The sequence below is a fragment of the Arthrobacter sp. T572 genome (genome assembly GCF_056780115.1).
Genome location: NZ_JBRAZQ010000002.1, coordinates 3,732,589 through 3,751,041 on the forward strand (window position 1 = coordinate 3,732,589; position 18,453 = coordinate 3,751,041).

Consider the following 18,453-nt stretch of genomic DNA (forward strand, 5'->3'; position numbering starts at 1 on the left):
GCACCCCACCACCGGCGGCGCACCCTTGGGCGACCCTTTTCCAAGATGCCCTGAACGCCGGACTCAGCGGCCGGCGTCGTGCGTTCCGTCCCCCGGATGTTCACCGGCAGCCCGCTGGACCACGGCCTCAAGTTCGTCCTTGGTGAGGAGCTCGCGGTGGCCGTGCTTGGTCCGGTAAGCGGAACGGCCCACCATGTGCGCGGACACGGGCGCGGTCAGCAACTGGAATATCCAGGCCACCAGCAGGACCGGCCACACCCACCACGTCCGCATCTGCAGGCCGATGGAAGCCAGCATCAGGAAGAGGCCCAGGACCTGCGGCTTGGTCGCGGCGTGCATGCGGCTCATGAGGTCCGGGAACCGCAGCAGGCCGATCGCCGCGCCCAAGGACATGAGGGCGCCGACCACCAGGAAAACGGCCGTCAGAACATCGATTACAGCGTCTACGCCCGTAGCGTCAGGAGTCATTGCTCTGTTCCCGCCTTTCGGCCACGAACCTGGCCACCGTCACGGAACCGATAAAGCCGATCACGGCCAGGGCCACCAGCAGCATCAGGTTGTTGAGGTGCCGGTTGATGGCCATGTCGATTGCCAGGGCCGCGCCGACGATGGCCAGCAGCACGTCGGATGCCAGCACGCGGTCCAGCAGGGAAGGCCCGATCGCAATGCGGATGATGGCACCGGCCCCTGCCAGGCTAAGGATCACGGCAGTGACCACCAGGACAAGTTCCTTCACAGCGCCGCACCTTCCATGCCCGGACGCGTTTCGCTTCGGAGCGCCTCTACTTCTTCGCGTGTGCCCATGATCCTGATCAATCCGGCCTCGATGTTCTGTACCTCCCGGCGGATTTTGTCGATGTCAGCCTGGTTGTAGATGTTCAGCGCGTGCAGATACAGCGTGGACGTCGACCGGTCCACCTCCACCACCAGCGACCCGGGAATCAGGGAAATGACGTGGCCGGTGGCCGTCACCATAAGGTCCGAATGGCTCCGCAACGGAACCTCGACGACGGCGCTGCGCACCTTGGGTCCCTTCACCACGGCCAGGTACAGCACCAGGAAGCTCGCCGCCACCACTTTGCCGAGGAACAACAGGGCAAAGGGAACGGCCCGCAGCACATTGAACCGGCCGCTGAGTTCCACCGGCGGCAGGTAGAACAGCTTGGCCACCACAATGGCGATCAGTGCGCCGAACAGCAGGTTGCCCGGGCTGAAGTCCTGCCACAAGGCACCCCACACGATGACCAGCCAGATGAGCAGCGGGAGTTCGGTGCGGAAGGAGATCGGCTTGCGGCTCATTTGGCACCGCCCTGGGCCAGCGGCGGAACGGGGGCGGCATCTCCCAGGACTGAATGGATGTACGCCGAACGGTCAAGCATGATTTCCGCGGAGCCTCCTGCCAGTTGGAAGAGCGGGCCGGCAAAGACGGTCAGGGCAACCCCGAACACCACCAGGCCGGCTGTGGAACCCACCATGGTCCGCGGGAGGACGCCCACGTTGCCGGGTGTCTGGAGGACGGGATCGGGGAAGTCCGCGTCTTCGGGTTTCCGCCAGAACGCCCTGTTCCACACCCTGGCTATGGCCAGCAGGGTCAGGAGGCTGGTGACCACGCCGCCCACCACCAGGACGATCGCCAACGGCGTCCCCAGCTCGACCCCGGCCTGCAGCAGGCCCAGCTTCCCGAGGAATCCGGAGAACGGCGGAATGCCGGCGAGGTTCATGGCTGGGACAAAGAACAGCAGGGCCAGGAGCGGGGACAGCTTGGCGAGCCCACCCAGCCGGTCGATGGAGGACGACCCACCGCGCCGTTCGATCAGCCCTGTGACCAGGAACAGGCTTGTTTGCACGGTGATGTGGTGCGCAACGTAGAAGACCGCGGCGCCAAGTCCTGTCACGGAGGACATGGCCAGCCCGAACACCATGTACCCGATGTGGCTGACCAGGGTAAAGGAGAGCAGACGCTTGATGTCGCTCTGCGCCAAGGCACCGAGGATCCCCACCACCATGGTCAGCAACGCAACCACCATCAGCGGGACGTTGAGCGTATCGCCGGGAAACAGGAGTGTCTCTGTCCGGACCATGGCGTAGACACCCACCTTGGTCAACAGACCGGCGAACACGGCAGTGACCGGGGCGGGGGCTGTCGGGTAGGAGTCAGGGAGCCAGAACGACAGCGGGAAGACGGCCGCTTTGATCCCGAAGGCCACCAGGAGCATCACGTGCAGCAGGTTCTGGGTGCCTTGATCCAGTTCCGCCAGCTTGATGGCGAGGTCGGCCATGGTGATGGTGCCGGTGGCTCCGTAGATCATGGCAATGGCGATGAGGAACAGCACCGACGACACCACCGAGACCACCACGTAGGTGACACCGGCCCGGATGCGCGGCCCCGTCCCACCCAGCGTCATCAGCACATAGCTGGCGGTCAGGAGGATTTCAAAGCCCACGTAGAGGTTGAAGAGGTCGCCGGTGAGGAAGGCGTTGGAGACGCCGGCCACCAGGATCAGGTAGGTCGGGTGGAAGATCGAGACGGGAGCTTCCTGGTCTCCGTCGGCCATGCCCTGGCCCGTGGCGTAGATAAGGACAGCAAGGCTCACCACCGTGGAAACCACGAGCATCAGCGAGGAGAACTGGTCCACCACCAGCACCACGCCCCAGGGTGGAAGCCAGCCACCCAGCGTGACCGACGTCGTTCCGCCGTCCCACACGGAGAAGAGGAGCAGGCACTCGAGGAGCAACGTGGCGCTGAGGATGCCGATGCTGACCATGCGCTGCGCCGCCGTGTGACGGATCAGCACGAAGGCAAGGGCGGCGCCCAGGATCGGCAGGAGGACAGCGAGCGGGGACAGGTTGGCGAGGTTCACGCACTGCCTCCTTCCTGGTTCTTCACCGTGTTGGGGGTTTCGGTCGCCTCGGCCGGGGAAAGGTCTTCCGTAGACGAGGGGGTTACTGCGAACTCGGACGTTTCCAGCGGAACGATCGCGTCGTCCTCGGCATCGAAGCTCGGCGTATTGGCCACGCGGCGGTCTTCGATATCGTCCTGGATGTCGTCCTGGCGGGCCAGGGCCCACGTGCGGTAGATGATGCCGAGCATGAAGGCCGTGACTGCAAACGAGATCACGATCGAGGTGAGGATCAAGGCCTGCGGCAAAGGATCGTTATAGCTGCCGGGATCGGTGTCCTTGTTGAACAGGGGGGCCAGTCCGGCGTATCCACCGGTGCAGAGAATCAGCAGGTTGGTCGCGTTTGCCAGCAGCATCAGGCCCAGCAGCACCCGGGTGAGGCTCCGTTCCAGGATCAGGTAGATGCCGCAGGCGTACAGGACGCCCATGACAACCAGCAGGGTCAGGTTGATGGTCATGCGTTGCCCTTCCCTGAAACGGCCTGCTCGGCAGCGTCGGCTTCCGCGAGCGGTACGCGCTTGCCTTCGAAGTGTTCATCGATCTCGGCGCCCAGGCTGCGGAGTACATCCAGGGCCAGCCCGACCACCACGATGTACACGCCGATATCGAAGATGGTGGAGGTGACGAACTTGACGTCCCCGAACACCGGCAACCAGAACTCGATAATGGCGCTCTGGAACACCTGCCCACCCAGGAGAAGCGGCACGAAACCGGAGGCGGCAGCCGTCGCAAGTCCCGTTCCCAGCAGTGTTCCGGCGCTGACTGTCGCTGCTTCACTGAGCTCGAACCGGCCACCGGCAAGGTATCGGATGGTCAGGGCCAGGCCGGCGGTCAGGCCGCCTGCGAATCCGCCGCCGGGGAGGTTGTGTCCAGCCAGGAGCAGGTAGATGGAGAACACGATCATCGAGTGGAAGATCAGCCGGGTGACCACCTCGAAGATGATGGACCTGCGCTCCGGTGCCAGCGTGCGGCCGGCAACCAGCCAGGCGTCACGCGCTACATCGCTGAACTTGCGCGCCACGGCCAGCGTGACGCCGTCGCGGGAGTCACGGTCGACGCCGGTGCGGCGCCCCACGCTGCCCTCCGGCACCGAGGCTGCGGTTCTGATGCGGTCTCCCCGGCTCCGCACGAAGATCAGGCTGGCCACACCGGTGGCGGCCACGGCCAGCACGGAGATCTCACCGAAGGTGTCCCAGGCGCGGATGTCCACCAGGGTCACGTTGACGACGTTCAGGCCACCTCCGCCTTCATAGGCCAGCCGCGGGAATTCAAGCGACACCGGAGTAGCTACACGCGCACCCATGGCAAAGATGGCCACGAAGATCATGGTGATGCCAAAAGCTGCCCCGATGATCACACGGATCACCCGGAGCCGTCCTCCGGTCCGGTCCCTGAGCTCGGCGGGAAGGCTTCGCATGGCCAGGACGAACGCCACCAGCACGATTGTTTCCACCAGCATCTGGGTCAGGGCGAGGTCCGGCGCACCCTGCAGCGCGAACATCAGCGCGATGCCGTACCCCGTGACGGACACCATGAGCACAGCAAGGAACCGTTTGTTGGCCCGCACCGCAGCCAAGGCCCCGGCAATAATGCCCACGCCGGCGATCATCTGCAGCGGGGAGTTGGGGTCGATCCAGTACATGCCCTCCGGCAGCGGCCTGTTGGCCAGCAACAGTGCGGCCAGAGGCACCGCGAAGGCAACCGACAGGATCACCGTCAGGTAGAAGTACAGCGAACCACGCTGGGTACGGCCGGTGACCCAGACCGCGATGTCATCCAAGGCGCCGATGGTGTGCTGGTACGCCCGGTCCCCATCAACCCAGTCGGGCACCAGGCCCTGTGCCCGGGCCACCACATTGCGTCCGTAGAACATCGCCGCTCCGGCTACGAACGTGATGGCCGTCAGCCCCAGCGCGGGGGTGAGGCCGTGCCACAAAGCCAGGTGGCCGGCGTCGGCGGTTTCACCGGGGGCGGCAAACAGGGCGGCATAAGGCTGTATCCACGTGTCCACCGGTACCGGCCACAGCCCATAGACAACCGTCAGGAAACTCAGGATCGCCGGCGCCGCCAGGAACGAAGGCTTGATCGCCTTGAACGGCGTGGGTTCCACGCCCGGCTTGGTGGCGAACGCACCCCACATGAAGCGTGCACTGTATGCGAAGGTCAGGATGGACCCGGCCACCAGGCCGGCCAGGATCCAGATTCCCCAGGCAGGAGCATCGTGCCCCGTGCCGTAGTGGACGAAGGCCTCGAACACCGATTCCTTGGCCACGAATCCGGCCAGCGGCGGAACGCCTGCCATGGAGGCTGCGGCAACTGCGGCCACGATTCCGAGGGCGCGGGAGGACCTGAAGACGCCGGACAGTTTGCGGATGTCACGGGTCCCCGACTGGTGGTCGATGATGCCCACCACCAGGAACAACGCGGCCTTGAACAGGCCGTGGGCCAGCAGAAGGGCCAGGCCTGCCAGGGCGGCGTCCGGGCGGCCAAGCCCCACCACCATGGTGAGGAAGCCGAGTTGGCTCACCGTGCCGTACGCGAGGATCAGTTTGATGTCCGTTTGGCGGAGGGCCCGGTAACCGCCCACCAGCATGGTGGCAAGGCCCAGTCCCAGCGTCAGCGGCAACCAGAACTCCGACGCGGCAAATCCCGGGGCCAGCCTGGCAACGATATAGATACCGGCCTTGACCATGGCAGCGGCGTGCAGATAGGCACTCACCGGCGTCGGCGCCGCCATGGCCCCGGGCAACCAGAAGTGGAAGGGGACCAGCGCCGATTTGGTCACGGCACCTACCAGGACCAGTACGACGGCGGCACTCACCGCGCCCTGCATGGGACCGGTCATCAGAGACCCTGCTTGTTCGAGGACGCCGGAGATGCGGTACGTGCCGGCTGCCTGCCCGAGGATGATCAATCCCACCAGCATCGCAAGGCCGCCTGCAGTGGTGACCATGAGTGCCTGGAGGGCCGAGCGGCGGGCTGCCAGGCGGGTCCGGGCATACCCGATCAGCAGGTAGGAAAGGATGGTGGTGAGCTCCCAGAAGATGAAGAGCATCAACAAATCATCTGAGGTCACAAGACCGAACATCGCGCCGGCGAAAGCCAGCAACTGCGCGCCGAAGCCACCCAGCCCCGGGTCCTTGGTCTTGAAATACCGGGCGCAGTACACCAACACCAGGGAACCGACGCCCAGGACCAACAGGGACATGACCCACGCCAGGACATCCATCCTGAAGGCAAACTCAAGCTTGAGGTCCGGGATCCACGGGAGGACTTCCTCCAGGGTTCCACCCGTGCGCCCCTCTGCGGGGTAGACCGCGCCGTACTGGAAAAGCAGCCACACAAAGGCACCGGCAGGCACAGCTGCCAGGACGTGGAAGGCGTTCCGACCAAGTTTCTTAAAGATGAAGGGCGCCACAGTTGCCGCTGCAAAGATGATGGCAAGGACTGTGATCACTTTTTCTCCGCAAAGTCAGGAACGAGTTGTCAAAGTTGGAGCAGGCGGTCATACGTTGGGTTCGGAAGATCCAGTTTATCAAGGTGAACAGACACTTTTTTGCACGATGACGTCCGGAGGAGTATCTTGCCCCCTTTATCCACATAGCGGTCTGTCGGGTGCAGGCACCCCGTCGAGTCCCGATAGCATGCACCTTATGAACCCGGCCGCGCTCCCCCATGCTTCCCAGCCGGCCTCCGAGCTCGCCTCGGGGCCCGCCGCCTCCAAGAAGGGCCAGATCCTCGCGTGGGCTTCCTGGGACTGGGGCTCGGCTGCCTTCAACGCCATCATGACCACCTTCGTGTTCACGGTGTACCTGACCTCCAACGCCTTCGGTGGGGAGGACACGGCATCCGCTGCCTTGGGAACTGCCCTGGCCATCGCCGGCCTTGCCATCGCTGTCCTGGCGCCCGTCACCGGTCAGCGCTCCGACGCCGGGGGACGCCGCAAGTTGTGGCTGGGAGTGAACACAGCGGCCACCGCCGTCCTGACCGCCCTGTGTTTCTTCGTCTTTCCCCGGCCCGAGTTCCTCCTGCTGGGCGTCTGCCTGATTGCGCTGGGGAACATTTTCTTTGAGTTTGCCGGCGTCAACTACAACGCCATGCTTGCCCAGATCTCCACGCCCAGGAACATCGGCAAGGTCAGCGGCTTCGGGTGGGGCATGGGCTACCTGGGCGGGATCGTGGCACTGCTCCTGGTGCTGCAGCTCTTCGTTCAACCGTCGTTCCAGTGGTTCGGTGCCTCCACCGAAGACTCCCTCAACATCCGGCTCGTGGCGGTCTTCTCGGCGCTGTGGTTCTTTGTGTTCGCGCTCCCCGTATTGTTCGCCGTGCCCGAGGTTCCTGCAAAGAGGGACACAGCTTCCCTGGGGTTCCTTGCCTCCTACAAGCTCCTCTTCCGGCGCATCGCAGCCATTTACAAGACGAGCCCGCACACTATCTATTTCCTCCTGTCCAGCGCCATCTTCCGCGACGGATTGGCTGCTGTCTTCACTTTCGGTGGTGTCATCGCAGCCGGAACGTTTGGGTTCGAGCTCAAGGACGTCATCTTCTTCGCGATCTTCGGAAACGTCGTAGCGGCTGTCGGTGCCATCATCGGCGGCTTCCTGGACGACAGGATCGGACCGAAGGCCGTGATCATGCTGTCGTTGGTCGGCCTGCTCATCGCGGGCACCTTCATCCTGGTCCTCGGCAACGGCACGTACGTTTTCTTCGGCAACGAGTGGCCGGGCGCCAACACTTTTTGGATCTTCGGCCTGCTGCTGTGCCTGTTCGTCGGGCCTGCACAGTCGTCCTCCCGCGCCTACCTGGCCAGGCTTGCACCTGAAGGCGAATCCGGGGAGCTCTTCGGCCTATACGCCACCACTGGACGCGCCGTCAGCTTCCTGGCACCGACGCTCTTCACGGTGTGCATCACCATCGCGGCCCCCTTGGTTGACGAAGGCGAAGCCCAACGCTGGGGCATCCTGGGCATCATGGTGGTGCTGCTCGCGGGTCTGTTGGTGCTACTGCCCGTCAAGCCGCCCAGCAGGACGCGCATTGCCGTCGTACCGCAGAACTGACCGGCAAGATACAGGGCCTGCCGCCCCACGGACAGCGACATCGGCGGCAAGCCGCGGCACCCACGCTGCAGCCCAACGCGAACGCCGTACCAGCGTGCATTCAAGAGAGTTAAGGTGGAGTCATGAACGTGGATGAGACTGAACTTCCGGGCCTCGGGGTCCGCAAGGATTTCGTCACGGCCTCGGGCCGCCGGATCGGTGTCGTGGAACTTCGGGAAGGTGAAACCGAGCTCTTCGTGTCCACCTGGGACGACCCCGATACCTGCCAGGCGTCCATTCCCCTGACGGCCGATGAAGCCGCCACGCTGGGCAACCTCCTGGGCGGCCAGCACATTGCCATGCGGCTCGCGGAGGCACACCGCGAGGTGCCGGGCATCGTCACGCGCCAGTTCTCCATAGCCCCGGATTCCCCCTTCATCAACCAGCCCATGGGAAAGGCACAAATACGTACCCGCAGCGGCGTCTCCATTGTGGCGATCATGCGCGAAGGCGAGGTCGTTCCGTCGCCGGCACCGGACATCGTTCTTCACGCCGGGGACCTGCTGGTGGCAGTTGGCACGCAGGAGGGCCTCGACTCTGCCGCTGACATTCTCCGTAACGGCTGAACCCCGTTATGGATCCACTCGCCCTAGCCCTCGTTGAACTGGGGGCCGTCGTCTTTTGCCTCGGTCTCCTTGCTCGGCTTGCGGGCAGGATCGGCATGTCCCCCATTCCGCTGTACCTCGTGGGAGGGCTCGCGTTCGGAGCGGGCGGATTCGTCAAGCTGGACGGAATGCACGAGTTCGCCCATTTGTCGGGTGAAATCGGGGTCATCCTGCTGTTGTTGATGCTCGGCCTTGAATATACGGCGGCGGAGCTTGTCACCGGGCTGAAGCGCTCGTGGCGGGCGGGCGTGATGGATTTCGTGTTGAACTTCATCCCCGGCGCTGCCATTGCGGTGCTGCTGGGGTGGGGCGTGGTGGGCGCCATAGTGATGGGCGGCGTTACCTACATTTCGTCATCGGGGATTGCCGCGAAGGTGATCACCGACCTGGGGCGGATCGGCAACCGTGAAACTCCCGTGGTGCTTTCCATCCTGGTCTTCGAAGACCTCGCCATGGCCGTCTACCTGCCCATCCTTACCGCGATTCTGGCGGGCGTCGGGTTCCTGGGCGGTTTGCAGACCGTAGGCATTGCCCTGGCGGTTGTCACGGTGGTCCTGCTGATCGCGCTGCGGCACGGCCACCGGGTATCCAAGGCTGTCCACAGCGAAAACTCCGAAGTCTTCCTCCTGAACGTGCTGGGCCTGGCGCTCCTGGTAGCCGGCATCGCTTCGGCCCTGCAGGTGTCGGCGGCTGTGGGGGCATTCATGTTGGGCATCGCCATTTCCGGCGCCACAGCGCACAACGCCACCCGGATCCTCGAGCCCCTGAGGGACCTCTTTGCGGCGATTTTCTTCGTGGCCTTCGGGCTGAACACCGATCCGCGGTCCATCCCGCCAGTTCTTGGATGGGCCCTGGCCCTGGCGCTGCTCACCGCGCTGACCAAGATGCTCACCGGCATGTGGGCGGCCAAGCGGGCGGGAATCGCTGTTCCAGGCCGGTTCCGTGCTGGCGCGGCGTTGATTGCCCGCGGCGAATTCTCGATCGTCATCGCCGGGTTGGCGGTGGCTTCGGGAGCAGTACCGGGCCAACTGGCCGCACTGGCAACTGCGTACGTACTCATCATGGCCATCCTCGGCCCGCTGGCAGCCCGCTTCGTGGAGCCGGTGGTCAAGGCCCTGCGCAAGACACCGGGGTCGCCGCCACGGACGCCGGAGCGGACTCCCGCCTAAGGCCTACCCCGGACTCCCGCTGGGGACGCGCCAGTTTGGGACGCTCACCCCTTGGGACGCTCCCGTCGGGGACGCGCTCCCGTTTGGGACGCTCCGCCCGTTGGAGCACTGCCTTCTGCCGCGCGACCCCGCGCAGAGAAGGCCTTAGATGGCGGTCTTGTGGAAGTTCAGGTGGCTGCGGCTGGCGGTCGGACCGCGCTGGCCCTGGTAGCGGTTGCCGTATTCACCTGATCCGTAGGGGTGCTCGGCTGAGGACGTCAGCCGGAAGAAGCACAACTGGCCGATCTTCATGCCGGGCCACAGCTTGATGGGCAGCGTTGCCACGTTGGACAGCTCAAGGGTGACGTGGCCGGAGAAGCCGGGATCGATGAATCCGGCTGTCGAGTGGGTCAGCAGGCCAAGGCGTCCCAGGGAGGACTTGCCTTCCAGCCGGGCAGCGATATCGTCCGGGAGGCTGACGGTCTCGAAAGTGGAGCCAAGGACGAACTCGCCGGGGTGGAGGATGAAGGGCTCGTCGCCCTCCACTTCCACCAGGCGCGTGAGTTCCGGCTGCTCTTCGGCAGGGTCGATGTGCGCGTATTTGTGGTTGTCGAACAGGCGGAAGAACCTGTCAATCCGGACGTCCACGGATGAAGGCTGAACCATCGCGGGGTCGTACGGGTCAAGGACAATCCGTTGGGAGTCAATTTCGGCACGAATATCGCGGTCAGAGATCAGCACAGCATCAAAAATACCGCATGCATTGTCCCTGCCGTCCCGTGCGACTATAGTTCCCGGACAGGTTAAGCCGCGCCCGGAGTTTGGGGGCAACGAGCATTCGCGGGGTAATTGTGGGGAAATGGGCAGCGCCTGCGGCAGTCGCCGTGGCCGGCGCACTTGCAGTCATGGTGGCGGCGTCCAGCCAGCTGCTGCCGGCTACCGAAGCCGTCCCGGGCTCAGGCACCACGCCCTCTGCCGGCACACCTTCCGCTTTAACCGCCCCGGAGGCGGGTACGACGGCGGAGCCCTCACCTTCCGCTGCACCCGTCGCAACCGGTGGCGCCCCGGAGGAATCCGCCACCCCCATTCCTGATCCGGCGGCAGTACCTGGAATGCCGGGCAGGGCACCCACGCGACCGATCGCCGTCGACCCTGTAGTGGAGTCTCCGCCGCCGCTGCCATCCATCGGACCGTCATGGGGTCCAGGCGGGCCCGCGCCCGAGGCTCCGTCCGGTCCGGCGCCCTCCGTTCCTGCCGGCCCGTCACCTTCGGCGGCTCCCACGCTGACCGCCGAGCCTACTCCTTCCGCACCGGCAGCGGGCCCGTCTCCTTCCGCGGAGCCCACCCCCTCGCCCACGGCGAGCAACACGCCCCCGGCAAGCCCCACATCCCGGGCCCCGTCCGCGGAGCCCACACCCACGCCCTCGCCTTCAGCGAGCCACACCCCGAGTCCCACCCCGACCCCCACGGCGAGCGCCCCACCACAGGGCACATCCACCCCCTCGCCGTCGCTCGCGCCCGCATCAGAAGCGACGCAGACCCCGGCCCCCACGTCCACCCCGTTCCCGGGCAAGACCCCCAGCGCCGAAGCCGACCCCGGCAACGGCGCCTTGGCCCTGCTTCCCGACGACAACACCGCCGCGATCCTGACCGTTTTCAACGCCATCAACAGCTACCGGGCGTCACTGGGCCTTGCCCCGGTCAAGTACCACGCCACCGTGGCCGGCCTGGCGCAGGAGTGGTCCAACAGCATCGCCAGCCGGGAAGTAATCCAGCACCGGCCCAACTTCTGGACCGACCCCCGGGCCCTCAACCCGAACAACGGTGCCGGTGAGGTCATTGCCGTCCGGTGGGACCGGGATGCGGCCCAGCTTGTGGAGTGGTGGAAAGGATCCCCGGGGCATGACGCCCTCCTGCGCGATCCGCGCTTCAACGTGATGGGCATTGGCATCACGTACACGGACGGCAACTGGCAGACCACCCCCAACCGCTACACGCTGTGGGGCGTGGTGAACTTCTTCGGCTACACCACGTTGCCGGCGGGAACCACCACGCGGCCGGGCGGAACGGTTACCCCGCCCACTGATCCGGTGGGAGTATGCCAGCCGGGAGACAAGTACCAGCCACCGACCGTCGACCTGCGTACAGCTTCGATCCGCAGCGCCGCGGACCTGGTGTCCATTGGACCGGACGGAACGGTCTATTCCTACCCGTCCCTGGGCAATGCGAAATACGGGGCAGCCCGCAAGATCGGTGTCGGTTTCACCGGGCTGAAGGATCTCTTCGTCACCGACTGGGACCGAGACGGCGTGTTCGACCTGATTGCCCAACGCACCGATGGTGCCCTGCTGGTGTATCCGGGCAGGCAGTCGGGCGGGTTCGGATCGCCGGGTGTCCTGGGCCATGGCTGGCAGTCATTGAACCTCGCCATCGGCACCTGGTGCGCCAATAACCGCCTGCCCCAGATCGTGGCCATGGACGCGTCCGGAGGCTTGTGGTTCTACAAGAACTCGGGCCTGTCATACATCCGCACCCAGGCGGCGATCGGTACTGGCAACAGATCTGTCAGGCTCAGCATGGTCGATTACAACGCTGACGGATTCCAGGACCTCCTGGCAGTGGAACCGAATGGCTACCTCCGCCTGTACAGGGGTTCGGGATTGGCCACTCCCAAGCAGGAGTCCAGGCCGATCGTGGGCGCAGCGTGGACTGACTACTCGGGCATCCGGGCGCTGCAGGGCGTCAACGGCCCTGACACCACCGGCGTTGCCGGCCTGGGAACCAATGGGGTGCTGGAGTACTGGGACCTGACGTCCGGAAAGCTCACCACGCCGGTGGCGGTGGGCGGCGGATGGTCCGGCTTCAAGCTCGCGCAGTAGACGCGCTGCCCGGCGCGGTGCCGGCACCCAAGCCAGGTTCCGGCGTCGTACTTAAAGCGTCTTACCTAAAGCGTCGTACCCAACACGGGACTGTCACGCCGCCGGGCGTGACTCAATCACCGTCTTGAGTTGTTCCAGCTGCGCGACCTCGGCCTCCATGGTCTTCTGGATCATGCCGCCCATGAGTTTCTGCAGGCCTTTGGGGTGGAGCTCCAGCGCGAACCGCAACCGCGTGGTCTTGCCCTCGGTGCTGAGGTAGTAGCCCCCGGTGGGCCGGGCGGGTCCTGCCACCACGGCAAACCGCACCTCGGCGCCGGGGCGCGATTCGGTGATCTGGAAGTCCGCGGCAATGGGCCGGCCTCCGGGTCCGTTGAGGGTCTGCTGGTACACCGCGCCGTTCTCGCCCTGGACACCGGCCTTCAGGGAGATGCTCCGGACGCCCGAGCGCCAGAGGGCGTTGTTCATTCCGTCCATCAGGAAGCCATAGACGGTCATGGCATCCCTGTCGATCACCACTTCATGGGCTGCAAATGCCACGGAGACCTCTTTCGGCGTACGTTCACGGTGTCGTAGCCCGGTTCCCCATACACTGCAGCTAACACCTTCAGAATAGACAGCGCCGCTCACGCAGGACACATTGCTGACGAGCCTTGACCGAATGGTTACCTCCCGGCCGGGTGTCGTCATGCTGCTGACACATCCCGCCTGTCCGGGTAGAGTTCCTCCGGGCCGGTATTAATCAAATTGGGGGCGTAATGCGACGTTTGGACCACCGCACTTTTGTTGGAAAAGCACGACGGCGGGTGGCCGCGTGTGCGGCATTCCTGGCTGTCGCTGTGGCTGGCGGTGTTGTGTCCGCGGCTCCTGCGCTTGCTGCTCCTGCACCGGCCGTCTCCAGTGCTGCGAAGGCTGCCGTCCCCACCACGGCGAACCCGCTGCCGAGCGTCGATCCTATTGGGGATCCGTCCAGCTTTTCCGTGCTGGTCAACAAGTCCCGCCCGTTGAACCCCCTCAGCTATGTCCCGCATGACCTCATCAACGCCCGCGGTTCAGGCCAGTACATGCGCGCTGAAGCCGCCGCATGGTTGAACGGGCTGTTCCAGGGTGCAGCCGATGCCGGAACGGGTGGCCTGTCCATTATCAGCGGGTACCGGTCTTATGCCACGCAGCAGCAGGTCTATTGGGGCTATGTGAACCAGTACGGCCAAGCCTACGCCGACACCATCTCCGCCAAACCGGGCTACAGCGAGCACCAGACCGGCCTTGCCATGGACATCGGCAACGCGGGCGGCTCCTGTGGCCTCAGCACCTGCTTCGGCGACACCGCCGCAGGCAAGTGGGTGGCGGCAAACGCCCACAAATACGGGTTCATCGTCCGGTATCCCAATGGCTACACAGGGACCACGGGCTACAGCTACGAACCCTGGCACCTGCGCTATGTAGGTGTCGCTCTGGCTACTGATATGCAGCGCCGCGGCTTCCCGACGTTGGAGCACTACTTCGCAGGCAACACCGCCCGCTCCGCGAGCATCAAGTCCGGCGCCGACCTTGTGGCTGCCGATTCTTCCGGCAGGCTGTTGCGCTACCCCGCGACGGCGGCAGGCGGCTACATGGCGCCTGTCCAGATCGGTTCGGGCTGGACCGGATTGAAGCAGGGCTTCGTGGTGGACTGGGACATCGACGGGGTGTACGACATCCTGGCCCAATGGAACAACGGTGTCCTGGGCGTTTACCGCGGCCTCCCGGGTGGAGGTTTTGCCGGCCAGGTAGTGGTGGGCAACGGCGGCTGGGAGCAGATGACCATCACCGTGGGCAAGTGGTCCCACAGCCATCCCCGCCCCAGTGTGGTGGGGTACTTCCCTGACGGCGTCCTGCGCTACTACCCCAACACGTTTGGTGGGGCGTTGAGCGGGCCGCAGATCATCGGCAAGGGCTGGAACGGCATGGAACTGACCATGGCCGACTGGGAAGGCGATGGCGCCAACGACATCCTTGCCCGAACAGCCTCGGGCGCGCTCATCAACTACCGCGGGGACGGCTGGGCAGGTTTCTACGGACCGGCGACCACCGTCGGTACAGGCTGGCAGTACATCCGGGCCTTGGTTCCCAGCTTTGGGCTGACCGGTGCAGGCACACGCGGAATCACGGCGCGGACCATGGAAGGCAACCTTTACAACTACGGACTGGGCCGGGGTCAGTGGACCACGTACGGCCAAGTGGGCTCCGGCTGGAACGGCCTGCAGCTGTTCAAGTAGGCGCGCCTGTCATTGGCAGCCCTTGATCTGCGCTAAGCTGAGATTCGCTCCGGCGTGCAGTCGGGGCAACGCGGGCGTAGCTCAATGGTAGAGCGCTAGCTTCCCAAGCTCGATACGCGGGTTCGATTCCCGTCGCCCGCTCTCTTCATTTCCATCCTCGCTGACCTGGTTCGTGGCCCTCAAAGCCGCTACGCGCCGGCTTTGAGGGCCACACATCCCGCTAGGCCGAGGCTGCGGATGTCTCCACGATCCTGAGCACCCGGCGGCGGTCACGCAGGTTGACCTTGAGCTGCAGCGAGGAGCGCCGCGCAAGCACCACGGCCACCACGCCTGCTGCGAGTGCCGGAACACCGCCCGATACCAGGATGGCAAGGTGCGGGCCCAAGTGCTCGGCCAGCCATCCCATCATGGGACCGCCGATCGCCTGGCCACCGATCAGCACCACCAGGTAAAGGCTCATGACACGGCCACGGATGCCCATGTTGGAGCTGGTCTGCACCATCTGGTTGGCCGCGGTAAGGAACATCAGGCACCAGAACCCGGCCAGGACCATCGCTGCACTGAACCAGACCATGGACGGCATGGCAGCAGACAGGCAGAGCATCAGACCGTACAGTCCGGCAGAGGCCACCACGGAGCGCAACCGCAGTTGCCGGCGCCGTGTGGAGGCAACCGCTCCCGTCAGTGCCCCGAGTGCAACCATGGCGTTCAGCAGGCCGTAGCCTCCGGCGCCGGCGTCGTACACATGGTCCGCGAAGGCGGCCAGCAGCACGGGGAGGCTCATCGCGAAAACTGCCACGAAGCCTGCCATCAGCCACGGCCAGTAGATGGTGGGCTTGGCGAGCGCGTAGCGAAGACCCTCGCGCAGCATGCCCTTCCGGCGCGGGGTGGGTTGGCTCAGGTGGAGCTGGTCCTTGCGAAGGATCATCAGCATGGCCACTGTGGAGCAGCAGGCCGCGGCGTTGCCGGCAAAAGCCCAGCCGGCGCCCACGGCGGTGAGCAGCCAGCCGGCGAGCGCGGGCCCGATCAGGCCGCCCAGCTGGAAAGTTGTGGAGTTCACGCTGATGGCGTTGCGCAGGTATTTGGGGCCGACGAGTTCGTTGACGAATACCTGCCGGGCCGGCTGGTCCAGCACAGTCACGAACCCCAGGAGCACGGCAATGATGTACACGTGCCACACCTGCACTACGTGGGTCAGGGACAGGATCGCCAGCGCGGCAGCCAGGACTGCGGCCGCCGACTGGCAGATGATGAGGATCTTCCGCTTGGCGAAGCGGTCCGCCATCATGCCGCCCCAAGGACCAAGGAACAGTGACGGCATGAACTGCAGCGCCACGGTGATTCCCACAGCGGTGACGGAACCGGACAGCTCCAGCACCATCCAGTCCTGGGCGATTCGCTGCATCCAGATGGCGATCACGGCAATAAAGTGGCCAAGGGCGAAGATCCTGAAGTTGGGGACCTTCAAGGAAATGAACGTGTGCCGCCAGGGCAGCTTTTCACTCACGACGGCGAGTGGCTGGGTGACGGGGTCCGTCTGGTTTGTGTCCTGCAAGGGGTTAGTGTCCTGCAAGGGACCAGCGGACAGGGAATCGATGACGGGCTGGCTGACATGTGCCGCTGAAGGCGGTGGGGGTGCCAAAGTTAGTCCTCGGATTAGGAGTTTCGGTGGGATGGCTTTAACGCTATGGTTGCCTGCAGCAATTGTGGAAGCCTATTGGGCCTATAAGTAGCATTGCGGAATGCAATGATCGTCCAGCGCTGGAGCAGCACTTTGGCCCCTGTCGCGGCAAGCACTCAAAGGAGTTTTGCGTGTTCGAACCCGTCCAGCTGCGCTCATTCCTGGCCGTCGCTGAAACGCTGAGCTTCACCAAGGCAGCGGACCGCCTTGGCCTGGCCCAACCCACTGTCAGCCAGCACGTGCGCAAGCTCGAGGCGGCAGCGAAGAGGGTCCTCGTAGCCAGGGACACCCGCGAGGTCCGGCTGACGGACAATGGCGACGCCATGGCCGGCTTCGCCCGGAGCATCCTGGCGGCCCACGACTCTGCGTCGCGATATTTCTCGGGTTCGGCGATGCGCGGACGACTCCGTTTCGGCACCGCCGACGACCTCGCCATTACAGGCCTGCCCCGGATCCTGCGTGAGTTCAGGCAGCTGTACCCGCAGATCAACCTCGAGCTGACCGTGAGCCAGAGCGACCAGCTCTACAAGAGGCTCAATGCCGGTCAACTGGATCTGGTCTTTGTGAAGTGGGTGGCGGGAGCCAAGGAAGGGACCGTGGTGCGGCATGACAATTTCGCCTGGGTGGGTCTGGAACAGACCGTACTCGAACCCGGCGCTCCCGTGCCGCTGATCGCGTACCCGGCTCCCAGCCTGAGCCGGAAGCTGGCCATCGACGCCTTGGAGGCAGCCGGAAGGACCTGGCGGATCACCTGCAGCACCAAGCAGATCAGTGGCGTACTGGCCGCCGTCCGCGCGGGCATCGGGGTAGCCGTCATGCCGGCCTCGCTGGTTCCGGAGGATCTCAAAGTGATCACCCAGCGCTTCGACCTGCCGCCGGTGGGAGATGTCGATTTCACGCTCATCAGGAACCCCCTGGCCAACGCCGAGGTCATCGATGCCCTGACCCAGGCCATCATGGGCCGGACATTGAGCAAATCCTCCTGACCGTGTTCGCTTTTGTCCGGAAAGACTCCTCACTCTTCCGCGGGTAAGCGCATTCCCGCTATCCTGAACCAATGATCGACCTCACAACGCTGGCAGACCTCACGCCGGGCATTTGCTCCGTCACCCTCAGGGACAAAGGGATCGACGAGGTGGTCCGTATAGCCGCCGAAGCGGGCCTGGCCGGCATTGAGTGGGGCACGGACGTGCACATCAAGGACACGGATTCCGCCGAACACGCCAGGAAGGCGGGCGAAGAGGCCGGGCTTCGCGTCCTGTCCCTGGGCTCCTACTACCGGGCAGGATCCTTCGCCGGCTTCGACCACCTCCTCGATCTGGCCACGACCCTGGGCGCACCGAGGATCCGTGTCTGGGCCGGCGGCGTCGGCAGCCATGAGGCCACCGACGAACACTGGGAATCGGTAGTCAGCGACTCCCAGCGGATTGCGGGCCTGGCGGATGAACATGGCATATCTATCGCCTTCGAGTACCACGGCAATACCCTCACTGATACACCGGAAACCACCCTGGAGTTGCTGCGCCGCGTGGACCACGCCAACATCGGCACCTACTGGCAGCCCGCCGTCGGGCTTTCCGACCAGCAGGCGCTCGACTCGCTTCACCACGTCCTGCCGCACGTGGTGGGTGTGCATTGCTTTTCGTGGGGGCCCAAGGCGGAACGCCATCCGCTGCGGGCGCGGAAACTGTTGTGGCAGACCGTATCCGACGTGCTGCGCGGGAACGGCCAGGACCTGGACATCATGATGGAATTCGTAGAGGACGACCTCCCGGAGAATGTCCTTCACGACGCCGCCTTCCTGCACGGCATCACCTTGGGCGAGGACTAGTCCGGCCCTGTCGGGTCCACCAAGGCCGGAACCATGACGGCCACAACCGGCACGTAAT

At 64.9% G+C, this 18,453-nt stretch carries 16 protein-coding genes and 1 tRNA gene; 8 read left to right on the plus strand and 9 right to left on the minus strand.

The window, feature by feature from the left end; all coding sequences use genetic code 11:
- Positions 1-63: 63 nt before the first annotated feature.
- From mnhG to ACUYMZ_RS18520, 6 genes are read right to left on the minus strand one after another with little or no spacing between them, the layout of a single operon-like run.
- Positions 64-468 (minus strand): monovalent cation/H(+) antiporter subunit G, encoded by a 405-nt coding sequence (gene mnhG, locus ACUYMZ_RS18495; protein WP_426004392.1) that lies wholly within the window; start codon positions 466-468, stop codon positions 64-66.
- Positions 458-736 carry an MrpF/PhaF family protein gene (locus tag ACUYMZ_RS18500; RefSeq protein WP_426004393.1) on the minus strand — a complete coding sequence of 93 codons (279 nt, stop codon included), beginning with the start codon at positions 734-736 and terminating at the stop codon, positions 458-460. Before ACUYMZ_RS18500 ends, mnhG begins: the two co-directional genes overlap by 11 nt.
- On the minus strand, positions 733-1,299 hold the full coding sequence (locus tag ACUYMZ_RS18505) for a Na+/H+ antiporter subunit E (protein ID WP_426004394.1): 567 nt from the start codon (positions 1,297-1,299) through the stop codon (positions 733-735). The genes ACUYMZ_RS18500 and ACUYMZ_RS18505 overlap by 4 nt, the downstream gene beginning before the upstream one ends.
- Positions 1,296-2,861, minus strand: a complete 1,566-nt coding sequence (locus tag ACUYMZ_RS18510; protein ID WP_426004396.1) for a Na+/H+ antiporter subunit D — start codon at positions 2,859-2,861, stop codon at positions 1,296-1,298. Before ACUYMZ_RS18510 ends, ACUYMZ_RS18505 begins: the two co-directional genes overlap by 4 nt.
- Positions 2,858-3,358, minus strand: coding sequence for a Na(+)/H(+) antiporter subunit C (locus tag ACUYMZ_RS18515; protein WP_442424487.1), 501 nt, complete (start codon positions 3,356-3,358; stop codon positions 2,858-2,860). The genes ACUYMZ_RS18510 and ACUYMZ_RS18515 overlap by 4 nt, the downstream gene beginning before the upstream one ends.
- On the minus strand, positions 3,355-6,357 hold the full coding sequence (locus ACUYMZ_RS18520) for a Na+/H+ antiporter subunit A (protein ID WP_481605172.1): 3,003 nt from the start codon (positions 6,355-6,357) through the stop codon (positions 3,355-3,357). The genes ACUYMZ_RS18515 and ACUYMZ_RS18520 overlap by 4 nt, the downstream gene beginning before the upstream one ends.
- A 196-nt stretch (positions 6,358-6,553) precedes the next feature.
- Here ACUYMZ_RS18520 and ACUYMZ_RS18525 point away from each other — a divergent pair, with 196 nt between their 5' ends.
- The 3 genes from ACUYMZ_RS18525 to ACUYMZ_RS18535 all read left to right on the plus strand — a co-directional run bounded on the left by ACUYMZ_RS18525 (position 6,554) and on the right by ACUYMZ_RS18535 (position 9,770).
- Positions 6,554-7,957: an MFS transporter gene (locus ACUYMZ_RS18525; protein WP_442424485.1), complete on the plus strand. Its 1,404-nt coding sequence runs from the start codon at positions 6,554-6,556 to the stop codon at positions 7,955-7,957.
- Positions 7,958-8,079: 122 nt separating this feature from the next.
- Entirely contained in the window at positions 8,080-8,562 is a 483-nt protein-coding gene (locus ACUYMZ_RS18530) for a cation:proton antiporter regulatory subunit (RefSeq protein ID WP_426004401.1), read from the plus strand.
- An 8-nt stretch (positions 8,563-8,570) separates the two neighbouring features.
- Entirely contained in the window at positions 8,571-9,770 is a 1,200-nt protein-coding gene (locus ACUYMZ_RS18535; RefSeq protein WP_426004402.1) for a cation:proton antiporter, read from the plus strand.
- 144 nt (positions 9,771-9,914) lie between these two features.
- Here ACUYMZ_RS18535 and dcd read toward each other — a convergent pair whose 3' ends face one another.
- A complete protein-coding gene (gene dcd, locus ACUYMZ_RS18540; protein ID WP_426004403.1) occupies positions 9,915-10,490 on the minus strand; it encodes a dCTP deaminase in 576 nt (191 codons plus the stop codon).
- Between the two features lie 110 nt (positions 10,491-10,600).
- On the opposite strand from dcd, the gene ACUYMZ_RS18545 reads away from it, so the two are divergent.
- The gene (locus ACUYMZ_RS18545; RefSeq protein WP_481605175.1) at positions 10,601-12,628 is read left to right on the plus strand and encodes a CAP domain-containing protein; all 2,028 of its coding nucleotides are present in this window, start codon (positions 10,601-10,603) and stop codon (positions 12,626-12,628) included.
- Between the two features lie 93 nt (positions 12,629-12,721).
- On the opposite strand, the gene ACUYMZ_RS18550 is transcribed toward ACUYMZ_RS18545, so the two are convergent.
- Entirely contained in the window at positions 12,722-13,165 is a 444-nt protein-coding gene (locus ACUYMZ_RS18550) for an SRPBCC family protein (RefSeq protein WP_426004405.1), read from the minus strand.
- 218 nt (positions 13,166-13,383) lie between these two features.
- Here ACUYMZ_RS18550 and ACUYMZ_RS18555 point away from each other — a divergent pair, with 218 nt between their 5' ends.
- Together ACUYMZ_RS18555 and ACUYMZ_RS18560 are read left to right on the plus strand one after the other, a co-directional pair.
- Positions 13,384-14,883, plus strand: coding sequence for a M15 family metallopeptidase (locus ACUYMZ_RS18555; protein WP_481605177.1), 1,500 nt, complete (start codon positions 13,384-13,386; stop codon positions 14,881-14,883).
- A 70-nt stretch (positions 14,884-14,953) separates the two neighbouring features.
- Positions 14,954-15,024, plus strand: a tRNA-Gly gene (locus ACUYMZ_RS18560).
- 79 nt (positions 15,025-15,103) lie between these two features.
- Here the strand turns inward: ACUYMZ_RS18560 and ACUYMZ_RS18565 are convergent.
- On the minus strand, positions 15,104-16,525 hold the full coding sequence (locus ACUYMZ_RS18565; protein WP_426004407.1) for an MFS transporter: 1,422 nt from the start codon (positions 16,523-16,525) through the stop codon (positions 15,104-15,106).
- Between the two features lie 170 nt (positions 16,526-16,695).
- On the opposite strand from ACUYMZ_RS18565, the gene ACUYMZ_RS18570 reads away from it, so the two are divergent.
- Positions 16,696-17,550 (plus strand): LysR substrate-binding domain-containing protein, encoded by an 855-nt coding sequence (locus tag ACUYMZ_RS18570; RefSeq protein WP_481605179.1) that lies wholly within the window; start codon positions 16,696-16,698, stop codon positions 17,548-17,550.
- A 71-nt stretch (positions 17,551-17,621) separates the two neighbouring features.
- Complete coding sequence (locus ACUYMZ_RS18575) at positions 17,622-18,395, plus strand: sugar phosphate isomerase/epimerase family protein (RefSeq protein WP_481605180.1); 774 nt, start codon at positions 17,622-17,624, stop codon at positions 18,393-18,395.
- Positions 18,396-18,453 lie beyond the last annotated feature (58 nt).

Bases quoted from the DNA above. Each gene is read 5' to 3' on its own strand.
- mnhG (WP_426004392.1), bottom strand. From the start codon at position 468: ATGACTCCTGACGCTACGGGCGTAGACGCTGTAATCGATGTTCTGACG.
- ACUYMZ_RS18530 (WP_426004401.1), top strand. From the start codon at position 8,080: ATGAACGTGGATGAGACTGAACTTCCGGGCCTCGGGGTCCGCAAGGAT.
- ACUYMZ_RS18525 (WP_442424485.1), top strand. From the start codon at position 6,554: ATGAACCCGGCCGCGCTCCCCCATGCTTCCCAGCCGGCCTCCGAGCTC.
- ACUYMZ_RS18515 (WP_442424487.1), bottom strand. From the start codon at position 3,358: ATGACCATCAACCTGACCCTGCTGGTTGTCATGGGCGTCCTGTACGCC.
- ACUYMZ_RS18535 (WP_426004402.1), top strand. From the start codon at position 8,571: ATGGATCCACTCGCCCTAGCCCTCGTTGAACTGGGGGCCGTCGTCTTT.
- ACUYMZ_RS18505 (WP_426004394.1), bottom strand. From the start codon at position 1,299: ATGAGCCGCAAGCCGATCTCCTTCCGCACCGAACTCCCGCTGCTCATC.
- ACUYMZ_RS18555 (WP_481605177.1), top strand. From the start codon at position 13,384: ATGCGACGTTTGGACCACCGCACTTTTGTTGGAAAAGCACGACGGCGG.
- ACUYMZ_RS18575 (WP_481605180.1), top strand. From the start codon at position 17,622: ATGATCGACCTCACAACGCTGGCAGACCTCACGCCGGGCATTTGCTCC.